The organism is Actinomadura rugatobispora (assembly GCF_042656285.1).
Taxonomy (GTDB): domain Bacteria; phylum Actinomycetota; class Actinomycetes; order Streptosporangiales; family Streptosporangiaceae; genus Spirillospora; species Spirillospora rugatobispora.
Genome location: NZ_JBHSON010000150.1, coordinates 1 through 17,549 on the forward strand (window position 1 = coordinate 1; position 17,549 = coordinate 17,549).

Annotated in this window: 13 protein-coding genes and 2 pseudogenes; 10 read left to right on the forward strand and 5 right to left on the reverse strand. The window is 72.5% G+C overall.

Translation table 11 applies throughout. The annotated features are described in order from the left end of the window. Positions 1–195 (forward strand): annotated as a pseudogene (locus tag ACFPZN_RS52905) (hypothetical protein); the annotation flags it as partial. Between the two features lie 29 nt (positions 196–224). Here the strand turns inward: ACFPZN_RS52905 and ACFPZN_RS52910 are convergent. Beyond that, complete coding sequence (locus ACFPZN_RS52910) at positions 225–1,694, reverse strand: hypothetical protein (RefSeq protein WP_378292386.1); 1,470 nt, start codon at positions 1,692–1,694, stop codon at positions 225–227. 346 nt (positions 1,695–2,040) lie between these two features. Between ACFPZN_RS52910 and tig the strand changes: the two genes are divergently transcribed. From tig to clpX, 4 genes are all read left to right on the forward strand, one after another. Next, entirely contained in the window at positions 2,041–3,579 is a 1,539-nt protein-coding gene (gene tig / locus ACFPZN_RS52915; RefSeq protein ID WP_378292388.1) for a trigger factor, read from the forward strand. Between the two features lie 258 nt (positions 3,580–3,837). After that, positions 3,838–4,470, forward strand: coding sequence for a ClpP family protease (locus ACFPZN_RS52920; RefSeq protein WP_378292408.1), 633 nt, complete (start codon positions 3,838–3,840; stop codon positions 4,468–4,470). A gap of 61 nt (positions 4,471–4,531) precedes the next feature. Next, positions 4,532–5,194, forward strand: coding sequence for an ATP-dependent Clp protease proteolytic subunit (locus ACFPZN_RS52925; RefSeq protein WP_378292410.1), 663 nt, complete (start codon positions 4,532–4,534; stop codon positions 5,192–5,194). Between the two features lie 173 nt (positions 5,195–5,367). Continuing rightward, positions 5,368–6,642 carry an ATP-dependent Clp protease ATP-binding subunit ClpX gene (gene clpX, locus ACFPZN_RS52930; RefSeq protein ID WP_378292391.1) on the forward strand — a complete coding sequence of 425 codons (1,275 nt, stop codon included), beginning with the start codon at positions 5,368–5,370 and terminating at the stop codon, positions 6,640–6,642. Between the two features lie 121 nt (positions 6,643–6,763). On the opposite strand, the gene ACFPZN_RS52935 is transcribed toward clpX, so the two are convergent. The 3 genes from ACFPZN_RS52935 to ACFPZN_RS52945 form a co-directional block, all read right to left on the reverse strand. Beyond that, on the reverse strand, positions 6,764–7,429 hold the full coding sequence (locus ACFPZN_RS52935) for a response regulator transcription factor (RefSeq protein ID WP_378292393.1): 666 nt from the start codon (positions 7,427–7,429) through the stop codon (positions 6,764–6,766). Next, on the reverse strand, positions 7,426–8,211 hold the full coding sequence (locus tag ACFPZN_RS52940) for a sensor histidine kinase (protein ID WP_378292395.1): 786 nt from the start codon (positions 8,209–8,211) through the stop codon (positions 7,426–7,428). The genes ACFPZN_RS52935 and ACFPZN_RS52940 overlap by 4 nt, the downstream gene beginning before the upstream one ends. 156 nt (positions 8,212–8,367) lie before the next feature. Next, positions 8,368–9,069 (reverse strand): hypothetical protein, encoded by a 702-nt coding sequence (locus ACFPZN_RS52945; RefSeq protein ID WP_378292397.1) that lies wholly within the window; start codon positions 9,067–9,069, stop codon positions 8,368–8,370. Positions 9,070–9,210: 141 nt separating this feature from the next. On the opposite strand from ACFPZN_RS52945, the gene ACFPZN_RS52950 reads away from it, so the two are divergent. Together ACFPZN_RS52950 and ACFPZN_RS52955 are read left to right on the forward strand one after the other, a co-directional pair. Further along, positions 9,211–11,844, forward strand: a complete 2,634-nt coding sequence (locus ACFPZN_RS52950; RefSeq protein WP_378292400.1) for a valine--tRNA ligase — start codon at positions 9,211–9,213, stop codon at positions 11,842–11,844. 305 nt (positions 11,845–12,149) lie between these two features. Then, positions 12,150–13,274, forward strand: coding sequence for a hypothetical protein (locus ACFPZN_RS52955; RefSeq protein ID WP_378292402.1), 1,125 nt, complete (start codon positions 12,150–12,152; stop codon positions 13,272–13,274). Positions 13,275–13,280: 6 nt separating this feature from the next. Here the strand turns inward: ACFPZN_RS52955 and ACFPZN_RS52960 are convergent, their stop codons facing one another. Continuing rightward, entirely contained in the window at positions 13,281–14,516 is a 1,236-nt protein-coding gene (locus ACFPZN_RS52960) for a folylpolyglutamate synthase/dihydrofolate synthase family protein (RefSeq protein WP_378292404.1), read from the reverse strand. A 175-nt stretch (positions 14,517–14,691) separates the two neighbouring features. On the opposite strand from ACFPZN_RS52960, the gene ACFPZN_RS52965 reads away from it, so the two are divergent. The 3 genes and pseudogenes from ACFPZN_RS52965 to ACFPZN_RS52975 form a co-directional block, all read left to right on the forward strand. Further along, positions 14,692–16,062: a bifunctional folylpolyglutamate synthase/dihydrofolate synthase gene (locus tag ACFPZN_RS52965; RefSeq protein ID WP_378292412.1), complete on the forward strand. Its 1,371-nt coding sequence runs from the start codon at positions 14,692–14,694 to the stop codon at positions 16,060–16,062. 8 nt (positions 16,063–16,070) lie between these two features. Then, on the forward strand, positions 16,071–16,475 hold the full coding sequence (locus ACFPZN_RS52970) for a DUF4233 domain-containing protein (RefSeq protein ID WP_378292406.1): 405 nt from the start codon (positions 16,071–16,073) through the stop codon (positions 16,473–16,475). Positions 16,476–16,598: 123 nt separating this feature from the next. Next, positions 16,599–17,549, forward strand: a pseudogene (locus ACFPZN_RS52975) (hypothetical protein); the annotation flags it as partial.

A 17,549-nucleotide genomic window follows, 5' to 3' on the forward strand; every position in this document is an offset into this window, starting at 1 on the left:
CGCGGTGGTCGCGTCCCGTCCGGTGACCTCGGCGGCGCGGGCGGCGGCGCCATGGCCGACGCGCTGCGCCGTGCCGGGCTCGACAAGGGCCTGCCCGGCGGCTCGTCCGGCGGTGCCGGCGGCGGCCGGGGCCAGGGCGGCCAGGGCGGCCAGGGAGGCCAGGGCGGCGGCAAGGGCGGCAAGCGCCGCCGCTGACGAACGCCCCGCAGATCGATCGCGGCGTGTCACCGATTACGGGCTGACCGTAATCGGGGCACGCCGCGTTTCGTCCCGGGGGAGAGCGGGCCCGGTCCGCCGCCGGAGCCGCCGCCGGGGCCGGGCGGGCGGCGGCTCCCGCCCTCCGGCCGGTCGTGGGGCAGCGCGCCGCCGAACTGCTCCTGGATCTCGTACGCGTTGTCGTCGTCGAAGACCTCGGGCCGGTACGGCCCGCGTCCCAGCGGATCCTGCGCGTACGGGCCGGGCACCGGAGGCGGCGGCGCCTCGGGCGGGGGCGCCCCGTCCTGCGGCATCGGGAACTCGCCGGTGCCCTGCCCGGCCGACGTGCCCAAAGCGTGCGGGCCCGAGCCGCGGTCGGGCGCGAGCTGCCCCGACGGCGTCCGGCCCGGCGCCCCGGCGTCCGGCCGGCCGCGCCCGGGAGGCCGCTGCCCCGGCGGGCGATCGAACGGGGTCGGCGCCGACAGCGTCCCGGCCTCGGCCCCCGGCCCCTCCCCGCTCCGTGCCCCCGGCACCTGCGCGAACGAGGACACCCCCAGGCCCGTGCGGCCCGTCGCCGGTCCCCCGAACGGGTCCCGCCCGGGCGCCTCGTCCTCCGCCCGCCGGTCCGCGCCCGGATCCGGCTCGGCGAGGGGGCGGTGCCGCGGGAACTGCAGGAGGGCGATCGCGGCGAGCGCCAGCGCGCCCAGCCGCATCATGAAGTACCGGGCGTCCTGCGGCCACGGCTCCCCGTACATGAACGTCCCGGTGACCAGCAGGTGCGTCTTCGCGCTCACCGTCATCACCACGGCCACCACGGACACCCGGCAGCGCTGGAACGCGGCCATCAGCACGCCGAACCCGACCACCGCCGCCGTCACCGTCGCGTACGGGTAGGGCGTCAGCAGGCTGTCCACGCCGATGCCCGAGTCGCTCCAGCCCTTGATGCACAGCTCGGCGGTGCCGATCGGGATGCCCGAGCTCAGCCCGTAGGCGATGCCGGTGATCGGGCGGGCGTGCCGGCCGTCCGGCCGGTGGTCCCCGGTCAGCATGATCGCCAGCGGCACGATCAGCGCCGGCGCCACGATCACCGCCAGCTTCCACAGCGGCACGTCCACCGCCTTGATGGGCGGCGGGTTGCCGATCGAGGCGGCGATGAGCAGCAGCGCGGCCCCGAACATCAGCAGGCTCAGCCATTCCCGCCCGGTCAGCCGCTCGCCGAAGAACGCCAGCGCGATCAGCAGCAGCGGGACGGCGCCGGACATGAAGATCGGCACCGCGATGCCGAGCGACAGCTCGGCCAGCGCCAGGATCTGCAGCGTCAGCCCGCTCAGGACCAGGACCAGACCGGCCAGGAAGACCCAGTCGGTGAGGATCGACCAGGTCATGTGCCACAGCCGGTTGGCGCGCAGTGGCTCGATCCGGTCGGCCGCGAGCTTGAAGATCGCGAAGCCCAGGTAGTACAGGGCCGTCGCCCCAAAGGCCGCAACTATCCCATTCATCCCGGACGATTATGGGGGTCCGGGTGCTCAATGTCACACCCTCGCAACACATTGGTGATACCGATACGGTTGTGCGGTTCATCTGATAGACCGCTCATCGCGGTGCGTGACCGTCGTCACGAACACGATGTGCGACCGATCCGGAACTTCCCGCCGAACTCGGCCGGACCTCGGCGGGTGAGTGTCCGCACTCCTCGCCCCGACCCCATAGACTTGGGCGCGCGACGGCGCGGACCCAATCATCGGCGTGCCCGTTCCTGCCGCCTCACAGCTTCAGAGATCGGCCGGGTGAGTACGCGTCGAACGCCGCGGCCGAGACAGCGCCCGATCAAGGAGACCAACCCCAGTGAAGACCGATGTCGAGGAGCTGACCCCCACGAGGGTCAAGCTCACCGTCGAGGTTCCGTTCGACGAGCTCAAGCCGAACCTCGACAAGGCGTACAAGGAGATCTCGCAGCAGGTGCGGATCAAGGGCTTCCGGCCCGGCAAGGTCCCCGCCCCGCTGATCGACAAGTACGTCGGCCGGGGTGCGGTCCTGCAGGAGGCCGTCAACGACGCCCTCCCCGAGCTGTACGGCCGCGCCGTCGAGGAGAGCGAGATCTTCGTCCTCGGACAGCCCGACGTGGAGGTGACCGAGCTCGACGACGGCAACCAGTTCGCCTTCACCGCCGAGGTCGACATCCGTCCCAAGTTCGAGGTGCCCGGGTACGACGGCCTCGAGGTCACCGTCGACGACGCCGAGGTCGGCGACGAGCAGGTCGAGGAGACCATCGGCAACCTGCGCGAGCGGTTCGCCTCCCTGACCGCGGCGAGCCGGCCGATCGAGGAGGGCGACTTCGCCACCATCGACCTGGTCGCCCGGATCGGCGGCGAGGAGATCGAGGACGCCTCCACCAGCGGCTACTCCTACGAGGTCGGCAGCAAGTCGGCCATCGAGGGCCTGGACGACGCGCTGACCGGCCTGTCGGCCGAGGAGGACGCGACCTTCACCAGCACCCTGGTCGGCGGCGAGCACGCCGGCGAGGAGGCCGAGATCACCGTCACCGTGCAGAGCGTCAAGGTGAAGAACCTGCCGGAGCTGGACGACGACTTCGCCCAGATGGCCAGCGAGTTCGACACCATCGACGAGCTGCGCGAGGACGTCCGCACCCGGCTGGGCCGGCAGGTCAAGCTGCAGCAGATCTCCGACGCCCGCGACAAGGCGCTCGAGGCCCTGCTGGAGAAGATCGACATCCCGCTGCCCGACACGGTGGTCGAGGAGGAGGTCAAGCGGCGCGAGCAGCAGCTCGAGCAGCAGCTCCAGATGGCCGGGCTGAGCAAGGCCGACTACCTCAAGGAGGAGGAGAAGTCCGAGGAGGACTTCGACACCGAGGTCGCCGTGGCGGCCCGGCAGGCGGTCAAGGGCGGCTTCGTGCTCGACCAGCTCGCCGTCCAGGAGGAGCTGGGCGTCGAGAACGAGGAGCTCAGCGAGTACGTCGTCACCCAGGCCATGCAGATGGGCGTGCAGCCGCAGCAGCTGGCCGAGTACCTGACCGAGAACAACCAGCTCCCGGCGATCGTGTCGGAGGTGCTGCGCAACAAGGCGCTCAACCTGCTGGTCGAGCACGTCACGGTCAAGGACGAGTCCGGCAACGCGATCGACGTCGAGGCCGTGCGCCGCGAGCTGAACGGCGAGACGGGCGAGACCGTCGAGGCCGTCGAGGACGACGCCGAGGCCGAGACCGCCGAGTCCACGGAGACCGCTGAGACCTCCGAGACCCCGGAGACCTCCGAGACCGCTGAGACCGCTGAGACCGCCGAGACGGAGACCGAGGCCGCCGAGGTGGACAAGCCCGCCGAGGCCACGGCCGAGGCCGCCGAGGAGACCCCCAAGAAGGACGCCTGAGCAGGCATCCCGGGCCGTGACGCGCCCGGCCTGCGGTCGCCCGCCCCGCGCGGCGGGCGGCCGGGAGGCGCGCGTCCCGCAGCCGGAGGAACGCCCCGTGCCCGTCTCCGGGCCCGGGGCGTTCCCCGTTCCATGAGATCTCCATGCGCGGGTACGCCCCCAGCGAAAAGCAGGCCCTCCCGGCTTAAGCGGGCCCTGAGGCGCGTTAATGTCCAATCATCCGAACCGATAAAAGGACCGGAGGAACACCCGGTGAGCATGCCTCCGACTTTCGACGAGTCGTCGCGGATCCAGGCGCGGGTCGCCGAGGCGCCCCTGCTGCCTCTGGGCGACCAGCTCTTCCAGCGCTTGCTGCGCGAGCGGATCGTCTTCCTCGGCCAGCAGGTCGACGATGACATCGCCAACCGCATCTGCGCCGAGCTGCTGCTGCTGTCCGCCGAGGACGGCCGCCGCGACATCACCTTGTACATCAACTCGCCCGGCGGCTCGGTCACGGCCGGCATGGCGATCTACGACATCATGCAGTACGTGCCCAACGACGTGGTGACGGTCGGGATGGGCCTGGCCGCCTCGATGGGCCAGTTCCTGCTGTGCGCCGGCAAGCGGGGCAAGCGGTACGCGCTCCCGCACGCGCGGATCATGATGCACCAGCCGTCCGGCGGCATCGGCGGCACCGCCTCCGACATCAAGATCCAGGCCGAGCAGATGCTGTACGTCAAGAAGACGCTCGCCGAGAAGATCGCCGAGCACACCGGGCAGGCGCTCGACCAGATCGAGCGCGACTCCGACCGCGACCGCTGGTTCACCGCGAGCGAGGCCAAGGACTACGGTTTCGTCGACCACGTGGTGCTCAGCGCGACCCAGGTGCCCTCCGAGGGCCCCGTCTCCTGACGACCTGAATCCTTATCGGAGGCACACAGTGAGCGATCTGATCCGACCCGGTTTCGGCGATCTGGTCCGGCCGGGAGTCCAGGCCGGCGGCGGCCCGCTGCCGGTCGACAACCGCTACATCATCCCCTCCTTCGTCGAGCGCACCACGTACGGGGTCAAGGAGATGAACCCGTACAACAAGCTCTTCGAGGAGCGGATCATCTTCCTCGGGGTGCAGATCGACGACGCGTCCGCCAACGACGTGATGGCCCAGCTCCTCACGCTGGAGTCGATCGACCCCGACCGCGACATCAGCATCTACATCAACTCGCCCGGCGGCTCGTTCACCGCCATGACGGCGATCTACGACACGATGCAGTTCGTCAAGCCCGACATCCAGACGGTCTGCATCGGCCAGGCGGCCTCGGCGGCCGCGGTGCTGCTGGCGGCGGGCACCGAGGGCAAGCGGGCGGCGCTGCCGCACTCGCGGATCCTCATCCACCAGCCGGCCACCGAGGGCACCTACGGGCAGTCCAGCGACATCGAGATCCAGGCCCGCGAGATCATGCGGATCCGCGAGCAGCTCGAGGACATCCTCGCCCGGCACAGCGGCAAGACCGTGGACGAGGTCCGCTTCGACATCGAGCGCGACAAGATCCTCACGGCCGACGAGGCCAAGGACTACGGCTTGGTCGACGACGTCTTCCTCAGCAGGAAGCGCAAGGCCGAGGTAGTGTCGTCCTGAGACGGCACACGGACCTGGGAGACCCTCAGCCCGGTCGTCATACTTCCGGGCGAGGGGCTTACCAAGTCCTCCTGAGGCGGTAACGTCGAGTCCAACGTCGAAAGCCTTCGGGACGCAACCGAGCTGCGCCGCATCCTCCAGGGCGGGCGGCCCCACGAAAAGGAGACAGTTGGGTGGCACGCATCGGCGACGGTGGTGATCTGCTCAAGTGCTCGTTCTGCGGGAAGAGCCAGAAGCAGGTCAAAAAGCTCATCGCGGGTCCGGGCGTGTACATCTGCGACGAGTGCATCGATCTCTGTAACGAGATCATCGAGGAGGAGCTCTCCGAGACCTCCGACCTCAAGTGGGACAGCCTGCCCAAGCCGAGGGAGATCTACGAGTTCCTCGACTCCTACGTCATCGGGCAGGACACGGCGAAGAAGGCCCTTTCCGTCGCCGTCTACAACCACTACAAGCGCATCCAGTCCGGTGACACGGGGCGGGACGACACGGTCGAGCTCGGCAAGTCGAACATCCTGCTGCTGGGTCCCACCGGATCGGGTAAGACGCTGCTCGCGCAGACGCTCGCCAAACTCCTCAACGTGCCGTTCGCGATCGCGGACGCGACGGCGCTCACTGAGGCGGGCTACGTGGGGGAGGACGTCGAGAACATCCTCCTCAAGCTGATCCAGGCGGCCGACTACGACGTCAAGAAGGCCGAGACCGGGATCATCTACATCGACGAGGTGGACAAGATCGCTCGCAAGAGCGAGAACCCCTCGATCACCCGGGACGTCTCCGGTGAGGGCGTCCAGCAGGCCCTGCTGAAGATCCTGGAGGGCACCACCGCGAGCGTCCCGCCGCAGGGCGGCCGCAAGCACCCCCACCAGGAGTTCATCCAGATCGACACCACCAACGTGCTGTTCATCTGCGGTGGCGCCTTCGCCGGGCTGGAGAAGATCGTCGAGTCCCGGGTCGGCAAGCAGGGCATGGGCTTCGGCGCGGTGATCCGCTCCAAGTCCGAGTTCGACGAGTCGGTGAACGTGCTGGGCGAGGTGATGCCCGAGGACCTGCTGAAGTTCGGCATGATCCCCGAGTTCATCGGCCGGCTCCCGGCCATCACCAGCGTGCACAACCTGGACCGCGAGGCCCTGATCAACATCCTGACCGAGCCCAAGAACGCCCTGGTGCGCCAGTACCACCGGCTGTTCGAGCTCGACGGCGTCGACCTGGAGTTCACCGACGACGCCCTGGAGGCCATCGCCGACCAGGCCATCCTCCGCGGCACCGGCGCCCGCGGCCTGCGGGCGATCATGGAGGAGGTCCTCCTGTCGGTGATGTACGAGGTCCCGAGCCGCCAGGACGTGGCCCGCGTCGTCATCACCCGCGAGGCCGTCCTGGAGCACGTCAACCCGACTCTCGTCCCGCGCGAACGCACCAAGCGGGAACCCAGGGAGAAGAGCGCCTGAGAGCGAACCCGAAAGCGCCCCTCCGCGGAGGGGCGCTCTCGTTTCGGGGCCTCTTTCGACCGGGAGCCCGCCGGCCTGGCCGCAGGCGGTCAGGCGGTCAGGCGGTGAGCCGGTCAGTCGGTTACGGGGTGTTGCGGGCGGAGTCGCCGAGGCCGGCCTCGCGGGCCAGGACGATCGCCTGGGCCCTGTCGGCCACGTGCAGCTTCATGAAGATGTTGCTGACGTGGTTGCGGACGGTCTTCTGGCTGAGGAACAGGGTCGCGGCGATGTCCTGGTTGCTGCGGCCCTGCGCGATCAGTTCGAGGACCTCCCGTTCCCGCTCGGTGAGCTGGGGGAACGCGGTCTGCCGCGGGTCGGGCATGTCGGTGAAGTAGGTCAGCACGCGGCGGGCGATCTCGGGGCCGTAGATGGCCTCGCCGGCCGCGACCGCGCGGACGGCGCGGGCGATCTCCTCGGCCCCCGACTCCTTGAGCAGGTAGCCGCGGGCCCCGGCGCGCATCGCGGCGAACACCGAGTCGTCGTCCCGGAACATGGTCAGGACCAGCACGCCGATCCGGGGGCTGGTGCGGGTGATCGTGCGGGTCGCCTCGATGCCGTTGCCGCCCGGCATGTGCAGGTCCATCACGACCACGTCGGGCTGCAGCTCGGCCGCCAGGCGCACCGCGTCGGGGCCGCATTCGGCCTCGCCGACCACCTCGACGCCCAGGGCCTGCAGCAGGCCCTTGAGGCCCTGCCGGAAGACCGGGTGGTCGTCGGTGATGAGGACCCTGATGCCCTCCGCGCTCATGTCTGCCCGCCTTCGCCGGTGAATGCCCGATGGTAGCCGGGTACGGCGAGCGGCAGGCGGGCGGAGACGATGGTGCCGACGCCGGGCCGGGAGGTGACGGAGCAGCCGCCGCCGACCTCGGCCGCCCACTCCCGCATGCGGGCCATCCCGCCGGTGTGCGGAGGGCCCGCGCCGCGGACCGCGTCGGGCAGCCCGACGCCCGAGTCGGCGATCATGATGTGCAGGTCGGCGTCCCGGCTGAGCAGCAGCAGCGCGGTGCCCGCCCGGGCGTGCTTGCGGATGTTCTCGACCGATTCCTCGACGATCCGGTACGCGGCGACCTCCACCGCGGCGGGCAGATCGGCCTGGTCGCCCTCGAACCGGACGTCGACCCGCTCGCAGCAGCCCTCGGCGAGCGCCTCGACGGCCGCCAGCAGCCCGAGGTCGTCGAGGGCGGGCGGGCGCAGGCCGTGCGCCATCTCGCGGATCTCGCCGACCGTGGTGGCCAGCCGGTCGCGCAGCTCCGACAGCAGCGGCTCGATCCGCTCCGGCTTCCCGGCCAGGGTGAGCCGGGCGGTGTCCAGGGACATGGCCAGGCTCGCCAGCGTGGGGCCCAGCCCGTCGTGCAGGTCGTGGCGGAGGCGGCGGCGCTCCTCCTCGCGGGTGGCCAGGATCCGTTCCCGCGAACGCTGCAGGTCGGTCGTCAGCCGGGTGAGGCGGGGGATGTGCGCCAGGTGCGCGGCCGCCGCGCCGGCGGCGAAGGCCCCCGCGAGCCCCGCCGCGCGCGCCAGTACCGATCGCATCCCGCTGCTTCCCCTCCCTCCTCGTTCCCCGTCGAGTCCGGACGCCGTTGTCCAGCCTCGCCGGTCGGGCGACCCGATGTCAGGTGACCTGAGTCCCGACCGCGGCGGGAACCCGGCGGCCCCGCCCGGAGGGCGGAAGGGGCGGGACCGTTCCCGTCAGCTCTCGATGTCGTCCCGCATGCGGCGCATCGCCGAGGCCACGGTGAGGTAGCTGATGTTCCTGGACGACGACAGCGAGCTCCCGTCGGGGACCGGCATCACGGTGCCGAACGAGCTGCCGGTGGACCAGGCGCAGATCGCGGTGCTGTAGGTGGAGACCGTCGACTGCCGGTTGCGGACCGTGCTGCAGACCGCCTTGCCGTCGCCGCCCGCGTCCGACACCGGGTAGGTGAAGGTCGAGACGTTGCTGCTGATCTCGGCGTTCACCGCGGTGCGCCAGGTGCTGTAGAGGTCGTCCTCGTCGAAGTCGCCGGTGCCGCCCACGAACAGGTACTTGTCCGAGCCCGAGCCGTACACGGCGCTCTTGACGTCGGTGATCCGGTAGCCGCTGGCCCGCCGGATGATCGACCGCTGCGAGTTCAGCTGGGAGGAGATCCGGCTCTCGGTGGAGTAGTCGCGGCTCATCCCGCCCGCGACCGAGGGCGTGTCGATCTCGTGCTTGCTGGTCGCGCCGATGACCACCACGACCACCACGACGAGCACCGTGAGCACCAGCCCGATCCCGATGATCAGCCCGATGATCAGGCCGGCTCCGGAGGAGCGGCGCGGGGGAGGGGGCGGGGCGTAGGCGGGCCCGGGGGCGCCGTAACCGTAGCCCGGGGGACCACCGGGCGCGGGCGGGGGGTTCCAACCGCTCATATTCGTGACTCCTTGTCGCGGCCAGGCGGGCGGGTCAGGGGTTGGCCCTTCCGGCGAGGCTCCGCATCCTTCTGCTGATCTCTTTGACGCATCAGGGCGTCGGCGCGTTCTACCTTTTCGGGACCCGTAGAATCTGGCCCCGTGACAACGCCCAGCGATGAGCGAGCCCCCGAGGCCGCCGAGGTCGATCTGCCCACCCAGTACCAGCCCGCGAACGTCGAGGGCAGGCTCTACGAACGCTGGGTATCGGCCGGGCTTTTCACCGCCGACCCGGGCCGGCGGCCTGACGCCCCCGCGTACTCCATCGTGATCCCGCCCCCTAATGTGACAGGTTCCCTGCACATGGGCCATGCCCTGGATCACTCCATCCAGGACTCGCTGGTCCGCCGGCGCCGGATGCAGGGGTACGAGGCGCTGTGGCTCCCGGGCATGGACCACGCCGGCATCGCCACCCAGAACGTGGTGGAGCGGGAGCTGGCCAAGGACGGCAAGTCCCGCCACGACCTGGGCCGGGAGGCGTTCGTCGACCGGGTCTGGCAGTGGAAGGCCGAGTCCGGCGGCCGGATCCTGGGGCAGATGCGCCGGCTGGGCGACAGCGTCGACTGGACGCGCGAGGCGTTCACGATGGACGACCGCCGTGCACGCGCCGTTCGCACGATCTTCAAGCGGCTGTTCGACGACGGCCTCATCTACCGCGCCGAGCGGATCATCAACTGGTGCCCGCGCTGCCTGACCGCGCTGTCGGACATCGAGGTGGAGCACGCCGACCGCGAGGGCGAACTGGTCTCGCTCCGGTACGGGTCGGGCGACGACGAGATCGTGGTGGCCACCACCCGGGCCGAGACGATGCTGGGCGACACGGCGGTGGCCGTCCACCCCGACGACGCGCGCTACAAGCACCTGGTGGGGCGCGAGATCGAGCTGCCGCTGACCGGCCGCACCATCCCGGTGGTCGCCGACGCGCACGTCGACCCGGAGTTCGGCACCGGCGCGGTGAAGGTGACCCCGGCGCACGACCCCAACGACTTCGAGATCGGCCGCCGGCACGACCTGCCGCTGCTGACGATCATGGACGAGCGGGGTGTGATCACCGCGCACGGCCCGTTCCAGGGCCTGGACCGGTTCGAGGCGCGCCCGGCCGTGGTGGCGGCGCTGCGCCAGGAGGGCCGGATCGTCAAGGAGGTCCGCCCGTACGAGCACGCGGTCGGCCACTGCCAGCGCTGCTCCACCGTCGTCGAGCCGCGCGTGTCGCTGCAGTGGTTCGTGAAGGTGGCGCCGCTGGCGAAGGCGGCCGGCGACGCCGTCCGCGACGGGCGGGTCGCGATCCACCCGCCGGAGATGGCGGCCCGCTACTTCGAGTGGGTCGACAACATGCACGACTGGTGCATCAGCCGCCAGCTGTGGTGGGGGCACCGCATCCCCGTCTGGTACGGCCCGGACGGCGAGGTGGTGTGCCCAGGGCCGGACGAGGAGCCGCCCGCCGGGTGGACGCAGGACACCGACGTCCTCGACACCTGGTTCTCCTCGGCGCTGTGGCCGTTCTCCACGCTCGGCTGGCCCGAGGAGAGCGCCGATCTCAAGCGGTTCTACCCGACGTCGGTGCTGGTCACGGGCTACGACATCCTGTTCTTCTGGGTCGCCCGGATGATGATGTTCGGGCTGTACGCGATGGACGGCGCCGTGCCGTTCGAGACGATCGCGCTGCACGGCATGGTCCGCGACCAGCACGGCAAGAAGATGTCGAAGTCGTTCGGCAACGTCGTCGACCCGCTGGACTGGATCGACCGCTACGGCGCCGACGCCACCCGGTTCACGCTGCTGCGCGGCGCCAACCCGGGCGGGGACGTCCCGGTGGCCGAGGAGTGGGCGCAGGGCTCGCGCAACTTCTGCAACAAGCTGTGGAACGCGACCCGGTTCGCGCTGATGAACGGCGCGCACGTCCGGGGCGACCTGCCGTCCGCCGGGGAGCTCACCACGGTCGACAACTGGATCCTGTCCCGGCTCAACACCGTGATCGCCGAGGTCGACGCGCAGCTGGAGGGCTTCGACTTCGCCAAGGCGTGCGAGACGCTGTACCACTTCGCCTGGGACGAGGTCTGCGACTGGTACGTGGAGCTGGCCAAGGTCCAGCTGGCCGACGAGCGCGCCGGGGCGACCCGCCGGGTGCTGGGCGAGGTCCTGGACAAGCTGCTGCGGCTGCTGCACCCGGTGATCCCGTTCGTCACCGAGGAACTCTGGACGTCGCTGAGCGGGGCGGAGACGGTCGTGCGGGCCGCGTGGCCGGCCGCGGACGCGGCCCGGCACGACGCCGCGGCGGAGACCGAGGTGGCGTCGCTGCAGCGGATGGTCACCGAGGTCCGCCGCTTCCGCAGCGACCAGGGGCTGAAGCCGGGGCAGCGGGTCGCCGCGGCGCTCGACTTCGGCGGGTCGCCGCTGGCCGTCCACGAGGAGGGCGTCCGCACACTGCTGCGCCTCACCGAGCCGGGCGAGGGGTTCTCCGCGACGGCGTCGCTGCCGGTCGAGGGCGTGACGGTGCGGCTCGACACCGCCGGCGCGATCGACGTGGCGGCCGAGCGCAAGCGGCTGGAGAAGGACCTGGCCGCGGCCCGCAAGGAGGCCGACCAGGCCCGGCGCAAGCTGGCGAACGAGGCGTTCATGGCCAAGGCCCCGGAGGCGGTCGTGGCCAAGAACCGCGACCGGCTCGGGCAGGCGGAGATCGACATCGAGCGGCTGGAGGCGCAGCTGGCGGCGCTGCCCGCCGCGCCGGCCGGCTGACCGCCTGAGGCGTTCCCCGGCCTCCGGGCCGGGGGAATGCGCGAACCCGGCGCGGGCGGTGCGCGTCGAAGCTACGATCTTTGACTCGTGGGAAATAAGGCATTGGCAGCGCAATGACTGAATCGCCCCCTCGGCCCGAAATGCCGTCCGACGATCTGAACGCTCCGCCGATCCTCCCCCGCCCCGGAGGGGCGGCGGAGCCCGCATCGGCGTTGATCATGCCGCCGGCGCCGCTGCCCGTGGCCCCCTGGTGGGCGTCGTCCACCCCGGACCCCACGCCCCCGCCGTCGGTGACGAACCCCCCGGTGACCATCACCGACCCGATCCCGGTGATCGCCGAGCCGTCCGCCGCGCCCGGCCCTCCGATGGACCTGGTGACGGCGCCGCCCCCGGACCCGGCCGCGGTCGTGGTCGGGCCGCCGCCCCCGGTGGAGGTGGTCAGGGAGACGCTCCCGCCCGTGCCCGTGCCAGTGCCAGTGCCCGTGCCAATGCCCGAGGCGGTGCCGGCGCCCCGCCCACCGGCTCCCGTGGAGGTGATCCCGGAAGCCCCTCCGGAACCTCCGCAGGCTCGTACGGAGGCCCCGCCGGAACCCCCGCAGGCCCGTACGGAGGCCCCGCCCGCTCCAGTGGTCGCCCCGGCCGCGCCGAGCGCGCCCGCCACCGTCGTGGACCAGGTCATCTCGACCGGTCCACAGCCAAGCGTCGCCGTCCAGGACCTGCCCGTCTGGGACGCGCCGGATTCCCACTGGACGCCCTCCCCGGCCCCCGCCGCCACAGCCCAGCCCGCCCCGCCGCCCCCCGCGCCTCCGGCCGCCCCAGCGCCTCCCAGGCCGCCCGCGCCCGGCGCCGCCCGCAGGCGGTCCAAGGCGGGGCTGATTGCGCTGCTGGCCGTCGGCGCGGGCGTCGCTGCCGCCGCCGTCACGGCCGTGCTGGTCGCGGTGTCGGGCGGCGACGACGTTCCCCTGCGCAAGGTCGCCGCCGGGAGCACGGCCGGGGGGCTCCGCAAGGACGCCGCGGTCCCCGCGACGAGCGCGGCGTACCCGTTCATCATCGCCGCGGCCCGGTCCGGCGGCGTCGAGCAGGCCGCCACCGCCGGCGGCGTCTACCGCGATCCGGCGACGGGAGCGCAGAACATCCTGTTCCTCGGCGGGACGGCCCCGATCGGCGACCCCGCCGCGTTCCTCAAGAAGGCGCGCCCGAGCACGGCCCTCAAGGTCGCCCCGACCGTCCCGGGCAAGGGCAAGGCCGGCGGCCAGGTCTCCTGCGGAACGTTCGCCGTCCTCGCCGAGACCCACCTCTACTGCGCCTGGGCCACGGAGAACTCCTTCGGCTTCGTCGCCTCCAATGAGCCCGCCGGTGCCGTCCAGCCGTCCGCGCTGGCCCCCCTGACCCTCCGCATGCGCACCGACCTGGAGAAACGCTCGCCCTGACGCCGGCTACGGCACCTGGAAGAGCCGTTCGGTGCCGGCGTCGACCGTGTCGAGCACCAGCCCGACGAAGTAGACGGTGCCGAGCACGACCAGGCGGCGGCCCAGGCCGGCGAGGCGCTCGGGGGTGAGGTCGGCGGCGTCGGCGACGTCCCACGCCTCCGGCAGGGGATGGGAGAAACGCAGGCGGTCGTAGGGCAGCCGGGCGTAGGTCACCGGCAGGTCGCCCAGTTCGGCGATGGCGCCGTCCAGGTCCTTGTGGTCGGGGAGGCACACCACGGCGTGGTCGATGGCGCCCCAGCGGTCCCGCGCGGTGGCGAGCGCGGCCGCGATCCCGGCCCGGTCGATGGCGGAGTCGGCCAGCAGCGCGGTGCCGGTTCCGGGGACGGTGTGCCAGGACAGCCTGCCCGGCAGCGTGATCGTTTCCAGGACGGCCCGGAGGCGCGGGGCTTCGGGCGCGGGCCGTCCGAGGGCCTTCAGGAAGCGCAGGGCGGCCAGGTGGCCGGTCTCGGCGCTCGTCCGGGCCAGCCCGGCGGGCAGCAGCCGGGCGGGGAGCCCGCATCCGGCGTGGGGCGGCGCCTCGGGCTCCACGACCCCGCCGGTGATCTGCCGGACGGTCTCGGCGATCGCCGCGGCGGCCTCGCCGGTCTGCGGGGCGGAGACCACCGCCCGGGTGCCGGGGGCCACCGCACCGGCCTTCTCCACGGCGATCTCGGCGACCGTGTCGCCCAGGACCCCGGCGTGCTCGCGGAAGACGGGCGTGATCGCGGCGACGGTCGGAGGGAAGAGCGAGATCTCGTCCGAGCGGCCGCCCATGCCCGCCTCCAGGACCAGGACGTCCAGACCCGCCTCCCGTGCGTGCAGCGCCCCTGCCAGTAGGAACAGGCCCGAGGGGGACAGGTAGCCGCGGGTGCGTCCCGGGAGCCGCCGCATGGCGTCCTGGAGGCCGCCGGCAAGGTGCTCGAGCTCCCCTTCGCCGATCGCCTGGCCGTCGACACGGATCCGTTCCCGGTTGGAGCGGTAGGCGGGGCTGGTCACCGTTCCGGTCCGCAGGCCCGCGGCGGCCAGCACGGCCGAGGCATAGGCGGCCGCGGTGCCCTTGCCCTTGGAGCCCACGACGGCCAGGACGGGCCGGTCGGCGTCCGGCAGCCTCAAGACCTCCGCCAGCGCACGGGCCCGTTCCAGGCTGCGCCGTTCGTCCGGGCCGCGCCGCCGCCACTCGCGGAAGAACACCTCGGGGTCCACTGGCTCCGCCCCCTCGGATCGCTTCGGAGCACCGAGACCATGCTGACAGCCCAGCGGGTCCGGTGAGGCCGGCGGTACGCGGCAAGTAGGCTGCGAGAGTCACCTTCCGCAGCTATGGAGCGTCGTGAGCCAGGTAACCGAGCCGCTGGACTACCGCGCCGTCGTGAGCGCGATCATGAGCCGTGGGGTCGAGTGGGACATCGATCCCACCCTCGACCGGATCCGCGATCTGGTCGACGTACTGGGCGAGCCGCAGCGGGCCTGCCCGGTGATCCACATCGCCGGGACCAACGGCAAGTCCAGCACCGCCCGCCTGATCGAGGCGCTGCTGCGCGAGCGGGGCCTGCGCACCGGCCTCTACACCAGCCCCGAGCTGAACACCCTCCGCGAGCGGATCGCGATCGACGGGGAGGCGGTGAGCGAGGAGCGGTTCGTCCAGGTGTACGAGGACGTGCTGCCCTACCTGGGGCTGATCGACGACAAGCACGGCACCCGGCTGTCGTTCTTCGAGGTGCTCACGGCGATGGCGTTCGCGGCGTTCGCGGACGCGCCGGTGGACGTGGCGGTCGTGGAGACCGGGATGGGCGGCTCCTGGGACGCCACCAACGTGGCCGACGGCGCGGTCGCGGTGATCACGCCGATCGGGCTCGACCACACCCGCTACCTGGGCGACACGATCGAGGAGATCGCCGCCGAGAAGGCCGGGATCATCAAGCCGGGCGCGGTCGCGGTGCTGGCGCAGCAGCCGGTGGCGGCGGCCGAGGTGCTGCTGCGCCGGGTGGCGGAGACCGGCGCCACCGCGGCCCGGGAGGGCGTGGAGTACGGGGTGCTGAACCGGGACGTGGCGTTCGGCGGCCAGCAGTTGCGGATCCAGGGGCTGCACGGGATCTACGACGAGATCTTCCTGCCGCTGTTCGGGGAGCACCACGCGAGCAACGCGGCGACCGCGCTGGCGGCCGTGGAGGCGTTCGCCGGGGGAGCCCCGACCAGGGGCGAGGCCAACCTGGAGGCCGCCACGCGGATCGCGCCGGGCGAGTCGTACACGGGCGGCGAGGCCGGGCAGCTCGATCCGGCGCTGGTGCGCAGCGGGTTCGCCAAGTCGTCCTCGCCGGGGCGGCTTGAGGTGGTGCGCACGGGGCCGACGGTGCTGCTGGACGCGGCGCACAACCCGGCCGGGATGGCCGCGACCGTCGCCACGGTCACCGAGTCTTTCGGGTTCACCCGGCTGGTCGGGGTGGTCGCCGCGGCGGCCGACAAGGACGTCGCGGGCGTCCTGGACCAGCTGGAGCCGGTGCTGGCGGAGCTGGTGGTGACGCGCAACTCCTCGCCGCGCTCGATGCCGGTGGACGAGCTGGCCGAGCTGGCCGAGGGGATCTTCGGGCCGGAGCGGGTGCATCCGTCGCCGCGGCTGGACGACGCCATCGACCGGGCGATCGGCCTGGCGGAGGAGACCGGCGAGTACCGCGGCGCGGGCGTCCTGGTCACCGGCTCGGTGGTCACGGCCGGGGACGCGCGGACGCTGCTGCGGGTCCAGGACGGCCGGTGAGCGGGCCGGTGAGCGCGAGCGGAGGCGAGACGATGGAGCGTCAGGGCGGTGCGGCCCCGGCGCCGGTGCGCGCGGGGTCCGCCGGGCGGGGGCCGGCCCGGAGCCTGCTGGCGATGGTGCTGGCGTGCGAGGCGATCGTGATCGGGCTGGCCATTCCGGTGGCGGTCGCGGTGCTGAAGGTGGACGGCGCGACCGCCGGTCTGGTGTGCGGCGGCCTGGCGGTGCTCTGCCTGGTGATGGCCGGTCTGCTGAGGTTCCCGTGGGCGGTTCCGGCGGGCACGGTGCTGCAGGTGCTGATCATCGCGACCGGGTTCATGGTGCCGACCATGTTCTTCCTCGGTGCCCTTTTCGGTGCGTTGTGGGGAACGGCGATCTGGATGGGGCGCAAGGCGGAGGGCGCGCGGGCGCGCTAAATTCGCGGGGACGGCTTCGCCGTTCGTCCACCGCGTTCTCGAGGGTCAATTCCGGCATTTTTCATTAATGCCCTCTTTTTCGTACATGTCATCGGTGGGCGACGACCTCCGGAGGAGAGGGCCGTGTCCCACCGTTCCGTCACCGCCGCCGTGGCCACCGCCGGGACGGCGCTGCTCGCGGCGGCCGCGCCGGCCGCCGCCGCCCTGGTCCTGCCCGATCTCAGCCCGGACGTCGCGGCGCGCGCGGGGCTCGGCGACGGGTCCGGGTTCGTGCGTGCCGCGGGGCTGACGCTGCCCGCGCTGCTGCTGGCCGTCGCGCCGGCCGCCTGGCTCGCCCGCCGCCGCTCCCCGCGGGCCGTGCTGGTCGCGGGGCTGTGCCTGCTGGTCGCGGGGCTCGCGGGCGCGCGGTACGCGGACTCGGTGCCGCTGGTCGCGGCGGCCCGCGGGGCGCAGGGCGTCGGCGCGGGCCTGGCGCTGCCCGCGACGCTGGTGCTGGTGTGGGAGCGGGGCGGCCGGTTCCTGGCCGCGCTCTGGGCCGGGGCCCTGGCCGCCGGGCTGCTGGTCGCGATGCCGCTGGCGCTGCTCGCGGCCCCCTCCGCGGGGAGCGGCGACTGGCGGAGCGTGCTGGTGCCCGTCCCGTGGCCCGCGGCGCTGGCGGCGGGCGCGGCGGTGATCGTGTGCCTGATGGGACGGGGCGCGGAGCCGTTCGCCGCGCCGCGGCACGCGGAGCGGGCGCAGCTGGTGCTTCCGGCGGCCCCGGCGGCCGGGCTGGCGTTCCTGGCGGTGGTGACGGCCCGGGACTGGTCGCCGGGGGCGCGGCTGGTCGTCGCGTGCATCGCGCTGGTGGCGCTGTTCGGGCTGGCGCTGGCCGCGGGCCGGGACGCGACGGCGGGCAGCCCGCTCGGCTGCGCGGCCGTCATGGTCACCACGGGGCTGCTGGTGTACCCGGTGGCCGCGCCGCTGGCGGGTCTGGCGCAGGCCGCGGCGACGGGGACGGACGGGGCGGTGCCGCTCCTGCCGTTCGCCGCCGAGGGCGCGGCGGCGCTGGCCCGCGCGCTGCTCACCGCGCGGCTG

Coding starts and splice junctions, on each gene's coding strand:
- ACFPZN_RS52945 (WP_378292397.1), bottom strand. CDS start 9,069: ATGAGCGGTTGGAACCCCCCGCCCGCGCCCGGTGGTCCCCCGGGCTAC.
- ACFPZN_RS52935 (WP_378292393.1), bottom strand. CDS start 7,429: ATGAGCGCGGAGGGCATCAGGGTCCTCATCACCGACGACCACCCGGTC.
- ACFPZN_RS52965 (WP_378292412.1), top strand. CDS start 14,692: ATGAGCCGTGGGGTCGAGTGGGACATCGATCCCACCCTCGACCGGATC.
- ACFPZN_RS52920 (WP_378292408.1), top strand. CDS start 3,838: ATGCCTCCGACTTTCGACGAGTCGTCGCGGATCCAGGCGCGGGTCGCC.
- ACFPZN_RS52910 (WP_378292386.1), bottom strand. CDS start 1,694: ATGAATGGGATAGTTGCGGCCTTTGGGGCGACGGCCCTGTACTACCTG.
- ACFPZN_RS52940 (WP_378292395.1), bottom strand. CDS start 8,211: ATGCGATCGGTACTGGCGCGCGCGGCGGGGCTCGCGGGGGCCTTCGCC.